This window comes from Sagittula sp. NFXS13 (genome assembly GCF_040148795.1).
GTDB lineage: Bacteria > Pseudomonadota > Alphaproteobacteria > Rhodobacterales > Rhodobacteraceae > Sagittula > Sagittula marina.
This window is the reverse complement of sequence record NZ_JAGEMH010000001.1, coordinates 345,123-358,838: the sequence shown is the minus strand read 5'-3', so window position 1 is coordinate 358,838 and position 13,716 is coordinate 345,123. Positions and strand designations below refer to the sequence as shown.

Genomic DNA, 13,716 nt, shown 5'->3' with positions numbered 1-13,716 from the left:
GCATTATGGCCGCGCAATAACGCGCCGCTGCCCAACCTCGCGGGGAGTGTCACGGCGCGCAGAACCCTGCGCCGCCCTGAGGTGTCCGCCGCGCCGCTCCAACCAGCCTCAATGGTTGCGCAAAGCCTCGATCAACGCGTCCTTGTTCATGTCTGACCGCCCATCAATCCCGATCTCCTGCGCGCGCGCGTAGAGCTCGTCCTTGGTCCAGTCCTCGTACGGGGGCTGCTTGCCGCCCTTTTCCGACGGGTGCATGTTGTCATTGGCCTGCGCATTGGCGATCCGCGCGGCCTTTTCCTTGGACATGCCCTTGTCACGCAAATCCCCGTAAAGCTTGTCATTCTTGATAGATGATCCGTGGTCTTCGGCCATGTCAGTCACTCCCTGTCTGATCTGCACATCAAACCCAAAGCCATGGCACAGAGTTCCCGATCATATGTCCGGCGCGACGAAGCCACCCCAGGCTTCCTTGCTTTTAGAAATACTCAAAACGCTTCGGCGCCAAGCGGCGCAACTTCGCCAATGGACGAGACCTCGAATTCACGCTATCTGCGCGCCATGCTTGACAATCGCCCCACCCTTCCGCCTGAAATCGCCCGCCGCCGGACTTTTGCGATCATTTCGCACCCGGACGCCGGCAAGACGACGCTGACTGAAAAATTCCTTCTCTATGGGGGCGCCATTCAGATGGCCGGTCAGGTGCGGGCCAAGGGCGAGGCACGGCGCACGCGCTCGGACTTCATGCAGATGGAAAAGGACCGGGGCATCTCTGTCTCGGCCTCCGCCATGTCGTTCGATTTTGCCAGCGGCGACAAGAATTTCCGCTTCAACCTTGTGGACACGCCCGGTCACTCGGACTTCTCTGAGGACACCTATCGCACGCTGACAGCCGTGGATGCCGCCGTGATGGTGATCGACGGGGCGAAGGGGGTGGAGAGCCAGACGCAGAAGCTGTTCGAGGTCTGCCGCCTGCGCGATCTGCCGATCCTGACCTTCTGCAACAAGATGGACCGTGAAGCGCGGGACACCTTTGATATCATTGACGAGATTCAGGAAAACCTTGCGATCGACGTGACGCCGGCCTCTTGGCCGATTGGCATGGGCCGCGATTTCCTGGGCTGTTACGACATGCTCAACGACCGGCTGGAGCTGATGGACCGCGCCGACCGCAACAAGGTCGCGGAGTCCATCCGTCTGGAAGGTCTCGACGATCCGCGCATGGAACAGCACATCCCCGCTGGCCTGCTGGAAAAGCTGCGCGAAGAGGTCGAGATGGCGCGCGAACTGCTGCCAACGCTTGACCCGCAGTCGGTCCTCGAGGGCCATATGACCCCGATCTGGTTTGGTTCTGCCATCAACTCCTTTGGCGTGCAGGAACTGATGAACGGCATCGGCACCTACGGGCCGGAGCCGCAGATCCAGAAGGCAACACCGCGGGAAATCGCGCCTGAGGAAAAGAAGGTCACCGGCTTTGTGTTCAAGGTGCAGGCCAATATGGACCCCAAGCACCGTGACCGCGTGGCCTTTGTCCGTCTGGCTTCCGGGCACTTTCATCGCGGGATGAAGCTGACCCATGTGCGCACCAAGAAGCCCATGGCGATTTCCAACCCGGTGCTGTTCCTCGCCTCCGACCGCGAATTGGCGGAAGAAGCCTGGGCCGGTGACATCATCGGCATCCCGAACCACGGGCAGTTGCGCATCGGCGATACGCTGACCGAGGGCGAGCCGATCAAGGTCACGGGCATCCCGTCCTTTGCGCCGGAATTGCTGCAGGGCGTTCGGGCGGGCGATCCGATGAAATCCAAGCACCTGGAAAAGGCGCTGATGCAATTCGCAGAGGAAGGCGCGGCCAAGGTGTTCAAACCGATGATCGGCTCGGGCTTTATCGTGGGCGTCGTTGGCGCGTTGCAATTCGAGGTTCTGGGCAGCCGGATCGAGATGGAATACGGCCTGCCGGTCCGCTTTGACCCGTCGCAATTCACCTCCGCCCGCTGGGTGCACGGGGAGAAGGACGCCGTCGAAAAGTTCGTGAACGCCAACAAGCAGCACATCAGCTACGACAATGACGGCGATGTGGTCTACCTGACGCGGCTTCAGTGGGACATCGACCGGATCGAGCGCGATTATCCGGATGTCACGCTGTCCGCGACCAAGGAAATGATGGTCTGAGACACGCCGCGCCGAACAAGCGCCAAATCGCCATCGTGACGGGCGCCCTCTGGCAGAGTGGCGCCCTTCGTTTTATGTCTCAATCAAACCAAAGGAGGTTCTCATGCGCGTCCCCTCTCTTTTCGCGGCCTTTTGTTTGGTCGCGGCTCCCGCCTTTGCCAATCCATGGGAGCTGATCACCGGCATCGAATACGCCGAAACCGAGACGGAGACCGAGTGGAAGGTCGAAAAAACCATCCCCGAGGCGCTGCGCGCGCAGGCGGAGGCTTTCGAGATCACCGGATTTTACGTGCCGGTCGAAGCGCAGCCTTACGTCAGCCAGTTCCTGATCGTACCAGATCCTGAGGACTGCCCGTTTTGCGGGTCGAACGGCTATGGTCCCACATTGGAAGTCCACCTGTCCGAGCCGATGGAGGATATCCCGGAAGCGACGGAAGTGAAGGTGCGCGGCACATTGAATTTCGATGAAAGCACCGAGACCTATCGCGCGGTCTTCTTGACGGATGCCCAAGTGGCTCAGTGAGCCGCTCGCAATTGCCGATATGAGGCCCGGATATGAAAGCGCCCCCGCAGTGTCCTGCGGGGGCGCTTTTTACATCGCGGAACCAGTGTCAGATCAATTCTGAGCTTGCAGCAGCGACGTGATGCGACGCACGGCGGCCCGGCGGTTGGCCCGCTCGGCTTGTGTGGTCGGCACGACAAGGTCGCTTTCACCGTAGCCTTGCAGGATCATGTTCTCCGGCGGCACCTGAAAGTACTCGGTCAGGGCAAGCGCCACGGATTCTGCACGACGGTCGGACAGGGCAAGGTTATAGGCATAGTTGCCAACGGCGTCGGTGTGGCCCTCGATCAGGAAGACTTCGCCGGGGTTACGATCAATGGCATCGCGCATGGCGTTGCCCAGAGCCGACAGTTCTTCGGCCTCGACGGCACGAATGGCGGCGCTGTTGGTTTCAAAGTTGATCGTGTCAACGGTCACTTCGGGCACCAGTTGGCGCACTTTCTCGATGTTACGCACCTGGTTGAGCGAGAACGTTCGGTTGACGCCCTGGATCTCCTGAGCGGACAGCGCACGGGCAAGGGCATCGTTGTCGTTGGTGTCACGGTAGACCACACGCTCACGCGGGCGGGTTGCGTTCACCTGCGGCAGGTCATTGATGACCACCTCTTGCGTGGCTTGCGTGTCATCGAACAGAACGACCTCGTTGCCATTGGCCAAGGTACGCGAGCGGCGCAGAACGCGGCCATCGGCGGCTTTGATGGTTTCGACCACGGTGCCGTCTTCGTAGGTCACCACGTTGCGGGTGGAGCCATCGTCGTAGCGGTAGGTGGTCACATCAGCACCGGGACGGCGCAGCAGGACGTCGTCGTTGCGCAGCACGCGGAAGTTGCCGTTGTCCTCGATCACCACGCGGTCACCGCTGTTGGACACAACCTTTTCGTCGCCTTTGAGGATTTCGTTGAGCGCGACTGCGCCGAGCCCCAGAAGTGCGGCACCTGCGACAGTGCGCGCGCGTTCCGCGTCCCTGCCATTGTCACGGGCACGGTCCTTGGCGTCCTCCAGCTCCTGCGCGGAAGTGTCGGTCGGGGCGGCGGTGACGGAGTTGGCGAAGTCCTCGGTGGAGCTGCGCACGTCGTCTGCGGTCACGGTTTCTTCGACCACTTCCGGCTCGTTGCCAGAAGCACCTTCACCGGCTGCAGCGGCAGCGGTCGATTGGTCGGCCTGAGAGACGGCATCGGCCTGCGCCTGCGCATTGGCATCTGCCTGCGCCTGAGCTTCGGCATCCATTTCGCCCTCGGCGTTGGTTTGTGCCTGCGCTTCGGCAGCGGCTTCGGCCTCGGCCACCGTTTCGGCGGATTCATCTAGGCCGGCCTGTTCAAGGGCCTGTGCAAGATCGCTTGAGGAAATACCGGTGTCGGCCACCGGCGCCTCAGGATTATCGGTCAGGGGCGCAGCGACTTCGTCTTCGTCGAGTGCTGGCACCTCGGTCTGAGCGGTTGCCTCCCCGTCTTGGGTGCCGGATGCAACGTCTGGCTCTGATGCGGCATTGCCTTCGGAGGCAACATTAGCACCAGCGGCGGCGTCTGCGTTTTCTTCGGCTTCAACCTGCGGAAGCGGATCTGTGGTCGTGTCGGCCTGCTGCGCAGCCTCTGCATCCGCTTGCGCGGCTGCGTCGGCTTGAGCCTGTGCGTCGGCTTCTGCCTGTGCCTGCGCCTCGGCGTCTGCTTGTGCTTGTGCGGCAGCCTCAGCATCTGCCTGCTCTGCTTCGGCCTGAGCGGCCTGCTCTTGCTCGGCTTGAGCTGCTTGTTCAGCCTCTGCCTGGGCCTGGGCTGCCTGTTCGGCGTCTGCCTCGGCGGCCTGCTGTGCTTCGGCTGCGGCTTGTGCTGCTTGCTCAGCTTCGGCCTGCGCGGCGGCCTCTGCTTCGGCAACTGTCGCTTCGGCTTCGGCCTGAGCGCTGTCTGCCTGCGCCTGAAGGTCGTCGGCAGCGGCTTGAGCCTGTGCTTTCAACGCGGCGGCAAGGTCGTCCTCGGTGGGCGCGGCAGCCTCGGCATTTGCATCAGCTGCGACGGTCGCCTGCGTGTCAGCCTGCGCCAGTTGCATCAACTTTCCCGATGCAGGGAGGTCAACGCCGTCAGCTGCAAGGTCCGCGGCCATGTCCATAAGCTGAGGCTGCTTGGACGGGTCCGCTTGTGCTTCGGCCACAAGGGCACAATCCAATGCCTCGGGGAGCGCCTCGCCCGTGGCGCAGAGGTCGGTGAGCGCGTCGACAATCTGGTTCACCTGGCCGTTCGGCAGGTTGGCGGCAGCGTTCTGGGCCTGTGCGACGCTGCTGACGCTGAGCGCCAGAGCGGCGGTCGACGCCGTAAGAAACTTGCGAGTTTTCATTATGTCTCCTCTCAATGCCCCGACGGGGCTTGAGCTTATAACGCGCGGTAAGGCATTCGGTTGCGTGGCGCATTTGAAACAGGCGGTTTAACGCTGGGCAGCGTCAGAACGCCCTCATGGCAGGCCGTTGTGCGTCACAGCATCGCCATGAGACGGGCCTTTTCGCCTGCGTCGTCGGGTTTGGAGATCGCTTCGGCCAGTTGCTCTAGCGACTGGATGGAATGGCCGGCGCGAAAGCTGTCCACATACGGCAGCATGGCACGGATGCCGCTGGCCTTGGGCGCAAACCCGTCCCAGCGCAACAAGGGGTTCAGCCAGATCAGCCGCTTGGAGGACAGCTGCAAGCGCTGCATTTCCTTCTCAAGGTCGGAGGCGGCATCCCGGTCGAGCCCGTCCGTGATCAGCAGCACGACAGCGCCCTGCCCCATGACGCGGCGGGTCCAGTGCTTGTTGAAATCATGCAGGCAGTCGCCGATGCGTGTGCCCCCCTCCCAATCCTGCGCTTCGGCCCCGGCGGCCTTGAGCGCGGCATCCACGTCGCGGGTGGCAAGGTGGCGGGTGATGTTGGTGAGCCGCGTGCCAAAGGTGAAGGCGTGCACCTTCGCCCAGCCCTGCCCCTTTTCGTTGGCGACCGCGTGCAGGAAGTGCAGCACCATGCGGCTGTACTGGCTCATCGACCCGGAGATGTCGCAAAGCACCACAAGGTTGGGCCACCGCAAGCGCGGCTTGGCATGGGCGACGGCACGGATTTCCCCGCCCTTGCGCAGGGCGTCGCGGATCGTCTTGCGGTGATCGGTGCGCTTGCCGTGAGAGGCCGCCATGGAGCGACGGCTTTTGATCGGCTTCACCGGCAAGGTCAGCTGCGCGATCATCTTTTTGGCCTGCGCGATCTCGTCGAGCGACATTTGCTCGAAATCCAGCGTCTTGAGCTTTTCCTCGGTGGAGATGGTGAAGGAGGCGTCGACTTCGATCTGCTCGGCCTCTTGTTCCTGCTCCGGTTCGGGCATCTCCGGCATCTCGTCGCCCAACAGCGCCTGAGCCGCGCGCTTCTCGGCGGCCTGGGCCAGCTTTTCCTCCTGGACGCCGCGCACGGCGGGCAGCAGCATGGACATCATATGTTCAAGGAACCGGGGGTCACGCCAATACAGGCGAAAGATCTGGGCGTAGACGATGCGATGTTCCGGACGGTTCACAAAGCAGGCATGCAATGTCCAGTAGAAGTCCATGCGGTCGGTGAAACCGGCAGCCTGCACGGCCTTGATGGCCTCGATCACGCGGCCCGGCCCGATGGGCAAGCCCGCACGACGCAGGGCGCGCGCGAAATGAATGATGTTCTGCGCCAGTCTTGGATTGTCCGGCACGGACAGCGGGATGTATTCTGCCATGGGTGCGGTCCTTGGTGCGGCCTTGGGGACCGGGGCGTTGCCCCGGACCCGGATGTATTTCGAAAGCAAAAAGTAGCCCGGGCCTGGTGCCCTGATTGGCGGCTTATGCCTCTTCGAGGGTTTTTCTGGCGTCCTTGAGGAGGCGGGCCGTCTCCGTCCCGCCGATCTTGGCGATGTCGTCCTGGTATTTGAGGATCGCGCCAAGGGTGTCGGAGATCACCTGCGGGCTGAGATCGACCACATCAAGCGCGAGCAGGCATTTGGCCCAGTCGATGGTTTCCGCGACGCCCGGCTTCTTGAAGATGTCCTCGGTGCGCAGCGCTTGCACGAAGGCGATGATTTCCTTTGAGAGCTGCTCTGAGACCTCCGGAGCCCGGGCGTTCAGAATCTCTACCTCGCGGTCAAAGTTGGGGTAATCGACCCAATGGTAGAGACACCGACGTTTGAGAGCGTCGTGCACCTCGCGCGTGCGGTTGGAGGTCAGAATGACGATGGGCGGTTCGGGCGCCGCGATGGTTCCGATTTCGGGAATGGTGACCTGAAAGTCGGAGAGCGCCTCCAGCAGGAATGCCTCGAACGGTTCATCCGTGCGGTCGAGTTCGTCGATCAGCAGGACCGGTGCGCCGTTTTCATCGGGGCGCATCGCTTGCAGCAGCGGGCGTTCGATGAGGTAGTCCTTGCCGAACAGCTCTGTCTGCAGAGCGGTCCGGTCCTGTGTGCCTGCCGCCTCTGCGGTGCGGATGGCGATCATCTGCGCCGGAAAGTTCCACTCGTAGACGGCGCTCGACGCATCGAGGCCCTCGTAGCATTGCAGGCGGATCAGGCGGCGGTTCAGACATTTGGCCAGGGCCTTGGCGATCTCTGTCTTGCCGACGCCTGCCTCGCCTTCGAGGAACAGCGGGCGGCCCAGTTTCAGCGACAAGAACACCACGGTCGCCAGCGCGCGGCCACACACGTAGCCGGTCTCGGACAGGCGGGCCTGTACCTCGTCAATCGTTTTGGGAATGGTCATGTCTCTCTCCTTGGGGGAGAGGTGTCCCAGCCCGCAGGCATGGGGTCAATAGCGCGAAGGTCGCACACTGCACCCTGCGGTTCGGGTGGACGTTGACGCGGGACCACCGGAATGTAATGATTCGTGCATATAATGCATCGGGGCCAACCCGGGATGGGACAGCAGGCCGAACCGCCTCACGAACACGAAGGAAGCGGAGCGCCGATGCGCATCACCGCCGTCACATGCGTAAAGAACGAAGGCCCCTTCCTGCTGGAATGGATCGCCTTCAACCGCCTGCTGGGCGTGACAGATCACCTGTTTTATTCCAACGACTGCAGCGACGGGACCGATACCCTGCTGGATGCCTTGGCGGAACGGGATGATCTGGCTGAATTGGCTGGCAACGTCGTTCATTTGCCCAACCCCGCGAAGGGCCGCAACTACCAGATGGAGGCGCTGAAGAACGCGGCGCATCAGGCGGTTGTGAAACAGGCCGACTGGGTCTGGGTGGCCGATGTGGACGAGTTCCTCAACATCCATGTGGGCGATCACACGATCCCGTCGTTGATCGCGGCCTGCGGCCATCCGCAGGCGATTTCCGTGTCCTTCCAGTTTTTCGCCAATGGCGGCGTTGATGCGTTCGAAGACCGGCCGGTGATCGTGCAGTTCGATCGTTCGCACAACCCCGACCTGTGGTGTGGCGAGACGGCAATCGAGGTGAAGTCTTTGGTGCGCAAGGATTTCCCGTTGCAGTACTTCGGCGCGCATCGCCCGTTTTTCAAGAAGGGCATCGCCGAAGGGACGTATCCAGCATGGACTGATGGGGCGGGCCGGGATGTGCCGCACAAGTTCCTTGTGGCCGACAACCCTCGCCGGATCCGCAAGTTTCCCGCCGCCGGGGCGCGGGCCTTCGCGACGTTGAACCACTATGCGTTGCGCTCTCTCGACAGCTATCTGGTGAAGAACGACCGCGGGGATGTGAACCGCGAAAATCGCGCCTTTGACGACACCTATTGGCGGGAACGCAACGATCCGGCGTGGCAGGACACCAGCATACAACGCTATCTGCCGAAGCTGGAAGCGGCCCTCGAGGCGTTGAAGGCAGACGCCCGGATCGGCGCGCTGCACGCCCGGGCCGTGGCCGCGCACAAGGCGAAGCGGGACGAATTGATGGCGCAACCGCACTATCGAGAGATGTTTGCACATTTGAAGGGGCTGCCCCCCTATCCTCCCGGTGAGTACGCGTTGATGACGGAGCTGGGGTTGGCATGATACCACTGGTGATGCGCGGATCGGGGCGGGACAAATTTGGCAAGCGCTGCTGCGCTCCAATCTTGCGTATGAAGGCCGTGACATGACCCAGACTGGCCGCCTCAAGATCGTCAACCTTGGCCTGCCAAAGACCGGCACGACCACCTTTGCCCGCGCGCTGCAAGAAGCGGGCCTATTCGTTGCGGATCACCGCGTGCGCGGAGAGCACACAGACGACACCAGAATTCGGCGCGATTTTGTCGGGGCCGGCATCTACACCAGTTGGTATGCGACGGGAAATCCGCTGGAGCTGTTGGACTTCTACGATGCCTTGACGGAAATCAGCGGGCTGAAGCCGCCGCTCGCGCTGTTTCCGCAGTGCGATTACGCCTTGTTGAAAGCCATGCGGGACAAGAACCCGGACGTGAAGTTCGTGACCACGACCCGCCCGCCGGAGGCGATTTGCGCCAGCATGGACAATTTCCGCAACATGGGGAAACGCGTCGCGCAGGCCAATATCCCCGGCCTGCCGCACGGTTTTGGCAAGGATTGGACCGAGCGTGTGACGTGGATCGAGACCATGCTCGACATGCACCGCGACGTGTTCGCGGGCCGCGATAACTATCTGCAACTGGATGTCGGCGCGCCGGATGCAGCCGAAAAGTTGTCGGCGTTTATCGGTTTGCCGTTGCCCTGGTGGGGACGTGAGAACGTTACGCAGCCCCCGGCGGAGACCCGGTAACGTGACACGGATCTTTGTTCATATCGGCCCGGATGCCGCGACCTCTGACCGGGTGCAGCGGATCCTTGATGCCAAGCGCGACCAGTTGAGGTCCAAGGGCGTGCTGTATGCCCGATCTCCCGGTGCAAGAAACCACACGCGGCTTTTCATGGCTGTCAGCGACCCTGCCAACGTGGATTCTTTGCGCTTCAATCGTGGGTACATCACCCCGGAGAAACAGCAGGTTTTGCATGATGATGTGGCCAGCAAACTGGCCGAGGAAGTGGCGCGCTCTGGCTGTCACACGGTGATCCTGTCGGCGCATCAACTGGGAACGTCGTTGGTCACCCGGTCGGAGCTGGCGCGGCTCAAGGCCCTGCTGTCGCCGATGTCCGACGATATTCGCATCGTGGCACATCTGGATGATCCGGCGCGCATGGCTGTGCGGCGCTACACCGCGCAACTGCTGGAGGGGCGCGCCACATCGCTGGAGGCGGAGTTGGCCTGCTGTGATGCGCCGTCGTTCTGGGATGACGCGCTGCGCACACGTCCCGCGCCGGACCCGCAGGCGGGCGTGTTCGCAGAGGTGCAAGGCGCGCAGTTCTGGCTCGATTTCAGGCGGATGACGTCCGAATGGGAGGCGGTTTTCGGCCCCGGTGCCATGCGGTTGCGCGCCACCGATCTGGATGTGCTGTCGTCGGAGACCGCGCCGGAGGAATGCCGCGCGGCCTTTGACATCGTGGAGACCATCGGCAAGGCCGACCCCTGGACGCCGCCAGAGCAGCCCCCGGCGGCGTGGATGACCCGCTGTCGCCTGTTCAACGACGCGGCCCTGCGGTTGCTGGCGCGCGAGAACGTCATTCTGCCCCGACAATTGTGGCGCAAGCTTTTGGGGGAGATAAAGGTGCATGGTCCACCCATCGCGCCCGGCAGCCTACAGGCGCTGTCGAACCGATTTTCCAACGATATCAAAATGCTCTGCGCCGAACATGATCTGCCGGATGGGCTGATGGCACCGGACGCGCCCGTTGCCGATTGGGCTGAGGCGGACCCCACACGCGGCTTTCGCGCGACGCAGTACCTCATGGCGTTTCGCCGGCGGATCAATCAGGCGACGAAGGAAGAACTGGCAAACAAGGCCGCCGACCTTGCGCGCGTTGGCGCAGCGCCACTGTCCCCGATGGGCAACGCCACGAAGGGATCGGGCTCGGAAATGGCTGGTGCGGCCGCCGATGTTTCACCTGCTTTGCACGCCGCAGCCACAGCCGAGCGCCCCATGGTCCCCAACGATGTTGATGCGCTGCTGACCCCCAGCGCGCGGCGTCTGATGCCGGATCTGGCCAAACAGAACTTCGTCAAGCTACAGACCTCCCCCTATGCCCCGCACAACCGAATGGGCAAGGTGAAGGAAGACGTGCAAGGCGTTGATTACACGCCCTCTTTGAAGCGCGACTTTCCCTCGGGCAGCTCTGGCCGCGTGATCGTCGGCTGCATGAAGAACGAAGGTCCCTACATCCTGGAATGGGTGGCCTATCACCGCGCCATCGGCTTTGACACTTTCCTGATCTACACCAATGACTGCACTGACGGGACGCGCGAAATTCTGGATCGGTTGCAAGAGCTTGGCCTTGTGCAGCACCGCAATAACGACAATTGGTCCGGCAACAGTCCGCAACAGTTCGCGCTGGACAATGCGTTGACTGAGCCGGTGATCAAGACCGCTGAATGGATCGCCCATATCGACGTGGATGAGTTCGTCAACATCCGGACCGGCAACGGCACGCTGGACGATTTCTTTGCCGCCGTGCCGGATGCGACCAACGTGGCGATGACCTGGCGGCTGTTTGGCCACAATGATGTGGTGACGCTGGAGGATCGCCCGGTGATCGACCAGTTCGACACCTGTGCCCCGAAATTCTGCCCCAAGCCGCACACCGTCTGGGGTTTCAAAACCATGTTCCGTAACATGGGCGCCTACGCCAAAATGTCCTGCCATCGTCCCAACAAGCTGACTGACGGGATGGAGGCGCAGGTGAAATGGGTGAACGGTTCGGGCAAGGACATGACCTCCGAGGCGATCCGGAACGGCTGGCGCTCGTCGAAGAAATCCATAGGGTATGACCTGATCCAGTTGAACCATTATGCGCTGCGCTCCGCCGAAAGCTATCTGGTGAAACGCCAGCGCGGCCGCGCCCTGCACGTGGACCGCAGCATCGGCATAAACTACTGGATTCGCATGGATTGGTCGGTGCACCGCGACGTGACGATCAAGCGCAACCTGCCCCGGCTGCGCGCAGAACTGGATCGGCTGATGGCGGACCCGGTGTTGAAGGACTGGCACCGCCGGGCCTTTGACTGGCATCGCGCCAAGGCAGATGAGCTTCACCGAATCCCGGAATTCGAAGAGCTGTACCAGCAGGCGCTGTCGTTGAAATTGACGGAAACGGAACGGGTGGCCTACGCGCTGTCCCTTGATCTGGAGAACTGACATGGAGGACGAAGAAGTCATCACGCCCAGCCCCTTCATCCGCTCCCGCGGGTTGAAGATACCGAAGCATCCGGAGCTGACCACCGGTCGCGTGCGGGCTGCGCTGAAGCAGGGCACTTACGAGCGCAAGGAGTGCGACGCCGTGATGCGCGTGGTGCGCGAAGGGGATACCGTGCTCGAACTGGGGGCGGGGATGGGCTACATGTCGACGCTTTTGTCGGTGAAGAAGAAGGTCAAGCGGGTCGTGTCCTACGAGGCGAACCCGTCTTTGATCGACTACATCCGCTCGGTTCATGCCGCCAACGGGGTGCAGGTCGCGGAGGTCCGCAACGCGCTGCTGACGCCGGAGGGCGGCGACCCCGTGCCGTTTTACATTCGCCAAAATTTCCTTGCGTCCTCGATGGACGGCACCATTGACACGGATCTGATCACCGGGACCGCCCAGATCGATCAGCACGCCATTGGCCCGGTTCTGGATGAGGTGAAACCGGATGTTCTGGTGTGCGACATCGAAGGCGCGGAGGCCGATGTGCTGCCCGCCGGGGATTGGACCGGCCTGCGTGTGGCGGTGATCGAGCTGCACCCGCAATGGATCGGTCAAAGCGGCGTGCAAGCGGTGTTTGACGCCATGCACAAGGCCGGCCTGAGCTATTTCCCGAAAGCCTCGGAACAGAAGGTCGTGACCTTCCGCAAGGGCTGGTGACGCCGCGCAGGGTCTGTCAGGTTCAGGCCCGAAACACGCCACAGGATTGCGATACATGAACATCACAGCCGTGCTTTTCGTCCGCAACGAAGCGGCCTTCTTGCTGGATTGGATGGCGCATCATCTGGCCTGTGGCGTGACACATGTGGTGGCCCTGTCCAACGCCTGTGACGATGGCACAGATGCGATGCTGGATCGGCTGGCCGAGCTGGGGCATGTGACCCACATCCGCAACGATGGCCCCTATGACAAGGGCGGCATCCAGTTCACCGGGCTGAAACTGGCAGACACATGCAGCGCGGTGCGGGAGGCTGACTGGTTGTTGTCGCTGGACATCGACGAATTCGTGAACGTCCACGTGGGCGACCGTACCCTGCCCGGCCTGATCGCTGCCCTGCCCGACGCGGACGCCATTACGCTCACGTGGCGGCTGTTCGGCAATGCGGGCGTGGTGCGGTTCGAGGACACTCCGATCCCTGAACAATTCACCCGCGCCGCGCCCGAGATCATGCATTGGCCGTGGCGCGCGGCGATGTTCAAGACGCTCTACCGCAACGATGGCACCTACCGAAAGCTCGGCGTGCATCGGCCGCGCAACCCCGATCCCGACCGGGTAGATCAGGGGCGGTGGGTGGATGGATGCGGCAACGCGCTGGATGCACAGTTCCGCACCCGCCGGATCTTTTCCAACTATGGGCGACCCATGTACGCCATGGCGCAACTGAACCACTACCCGCTCGGCGCGATGGAAAGCTACGTGCTCAAGGCCGACCGGGGCCGCGCGGTGCATGCGGATCAATCGCTTGGAATGGATTACTGGGTGGAGAGGAACTGGTGTGTCGCCGAAGACCGTTCCGTGCTTGATCTGCCGGGGGTGGCGGAGCATCGAGCAGGGTTTGCCGCTGATCCGGTGCTAGACCTGTTGCACACGCAGGCCGTCGCATGGCGCAAGGCGCGGTTCGAGGCGCTTTTGGCGCAGGAGCCCATGCGCGCGCTTTTTGCCCGGCTCCTGATGACGCCCCCGGCGCGCCCGGTTCCCCTGGACGCCGCGCGGTTTCTGGCCCGGCACGCCACGATGGCCCGGCAAAGCGACGACACGGACTGAGGGCGACCGCCGT

11 protein-coding genes are annotated in these 13,716 nt (G+C 62.5%); 7 read left to right on the top strand and 4 right to left on the bottom strand.

Going from position 1 to position 13,716, the window contains the following annotated elements; genetic code table 11:
• Positions 1–108: 108 nt before the first annotated feature.
• Positions 109–372 (bottom strand): DUF7218 family protein, encoded by a 264-nt coding sequence (locus tag J4E08_RS01720; protein ID WP_349537030.1) that lies wholly within the window; start codon positions 370–372, stop codon positions 109–111.
• 186 nt (positions 373–558) lie between these two features.
• Here J4E08_RS01720 and J4E08_RS01715 point away from each other — a divergent pair, with 186 nt between their 5' ends.
• Complete coding sequence (locus tag J4E08_RS01715; RefSeq protein ID WP_349537029.1) at positions 559–2,169, top strand: peptide chain release factor 3; 1,611 nt, start codon at positions 559–561, stop codon at positions 2,167–2,169.
• A 103-nt stretch (positions 2,170–2,272) separates the two neighbouring features.
• Positions 2,273–2,692 (top strand): hypothetical protein, encoded by a 420-nt coding sequence (locus J4E08_RS01710; RefSeq protein WP_349537028.1) that lies wholly within the window; start codon positions 2,273–2,275, stop codon positions 2,690–2,692.
• A 93-nt stretch (positions 2,693–2,785) separates the two neighbouring features.
• Here the strand turns inward: J4E08_RS01710 and J4E08_RS01705 are convergent, their stop codons facing one another.
• The 3 genes from J4E08_RS01705 to J4E08_RS01695 form a co-directional block, all read right to left on the bottom strand.
• Positions 2,786–5,056 carry an OmpA family protein gene (locus tag J4E08_RS01705; protein WP_349537026.1) on the bottom strand — a complete coding sequence of 757 codons (2,271 nt, stop codon included), beginning with the start codon at positions 5,054–5,056 and terminating at the stop codon, positions 2,786–2,788.
• A 134-nt stretch (positions 5,057–5,190) separates the two neighbouring features.
• Positions 5,191–6,441, bottom strand: coding sequence for a vWA domain-containing protein (locus tag J4E08_RS01700; RefSeq protein WP_349537025.1), 1,251 nt, complete (start codon positions 6,439–6,441; stop codon positions 5,191–5,193).
• Positions 6,442–6,544: 103 nt separating this feature from the next.
• Complete coding sequence (locus J4E08_RS01695; protein WP_349537024.1) at positions 6,545–7,453, bottom strand: AAA family ATPase; 909 nt, start codon at positions 7,451–7,453, stop codon at positions 6,545–6,547.
• Between the two features lie 204 nt (positions 7,454–7,657).
• On the opposite strand from J4E08_RS01695, the gene J4E08_RS01690 reads away from it, so the two are divergent.
• The 5 genes from J4E08_RS01690 to J4E08_RS01670 all read left to right on the top strand — a co-directional run bounded on the left by J4E08_RS01690 (position 7,658) and on the right by J4E08_RS01670 (position 13,703).
• Positions 7,658–8,707, top strand: coding sequence for a glycosyltransferase family 2 protein (locus tag J4E08_RS01690; protein WP_349537023.1), 1,050 nt, complete (start codon positions 7,658–7,660; stop codon positions 8,705–8,707).
• A gap of 82 nt (positions 8,708–8,789) precedes the next feature.
• Positions 8,790–9,428 (top strand): sulfotransferase, encoded by a 639-nt coding sequence (locus J4E08_RS01685; protein ID WP_349537022.1) that lies wholly within the window; start codon positions 8,790–8,792, stop codon positions 9,426–9,428.
• A gap of 1 nt (position 9,429) precedes the next feature.
• Positions 9,430–11,895 (top strand): glycosyltransferase family 2 protein, encoded by a 2,466-nt coding sequence (locus tag J4E08_RS01680; RefSeq protein WP_349537021.1) that lies wholly within the window; start codon positions 9,430–9,432, stop codon positions 11,893–11,895.
• 1 nt (position 11,896) lies between these two features.
• Positions 11,897–12,598, top strand: a complete 702-nt coding sequence (locus J4E08_RS01675) for an FkbM family methyltransferase (RefSeq protein WP_349537020.1) — start codon at positions 11,897–11,899, stop codon at positions 12,596–12,598.
• A 55-nt stretch (positions 12,599–12,653) separates the two neighbouring features.
• A complete protein-coding gene (locus tag J4E08_RS01670; protein WP_349537018.1) occupies positions 12,654–13,703 on the top strand; it encodes a glycosyltransferase family 2 protein in 1,050 nt (349 codons plus the stop codon).
• Positions 13,704–13,716: the final 13 nt, after the last annotated feature.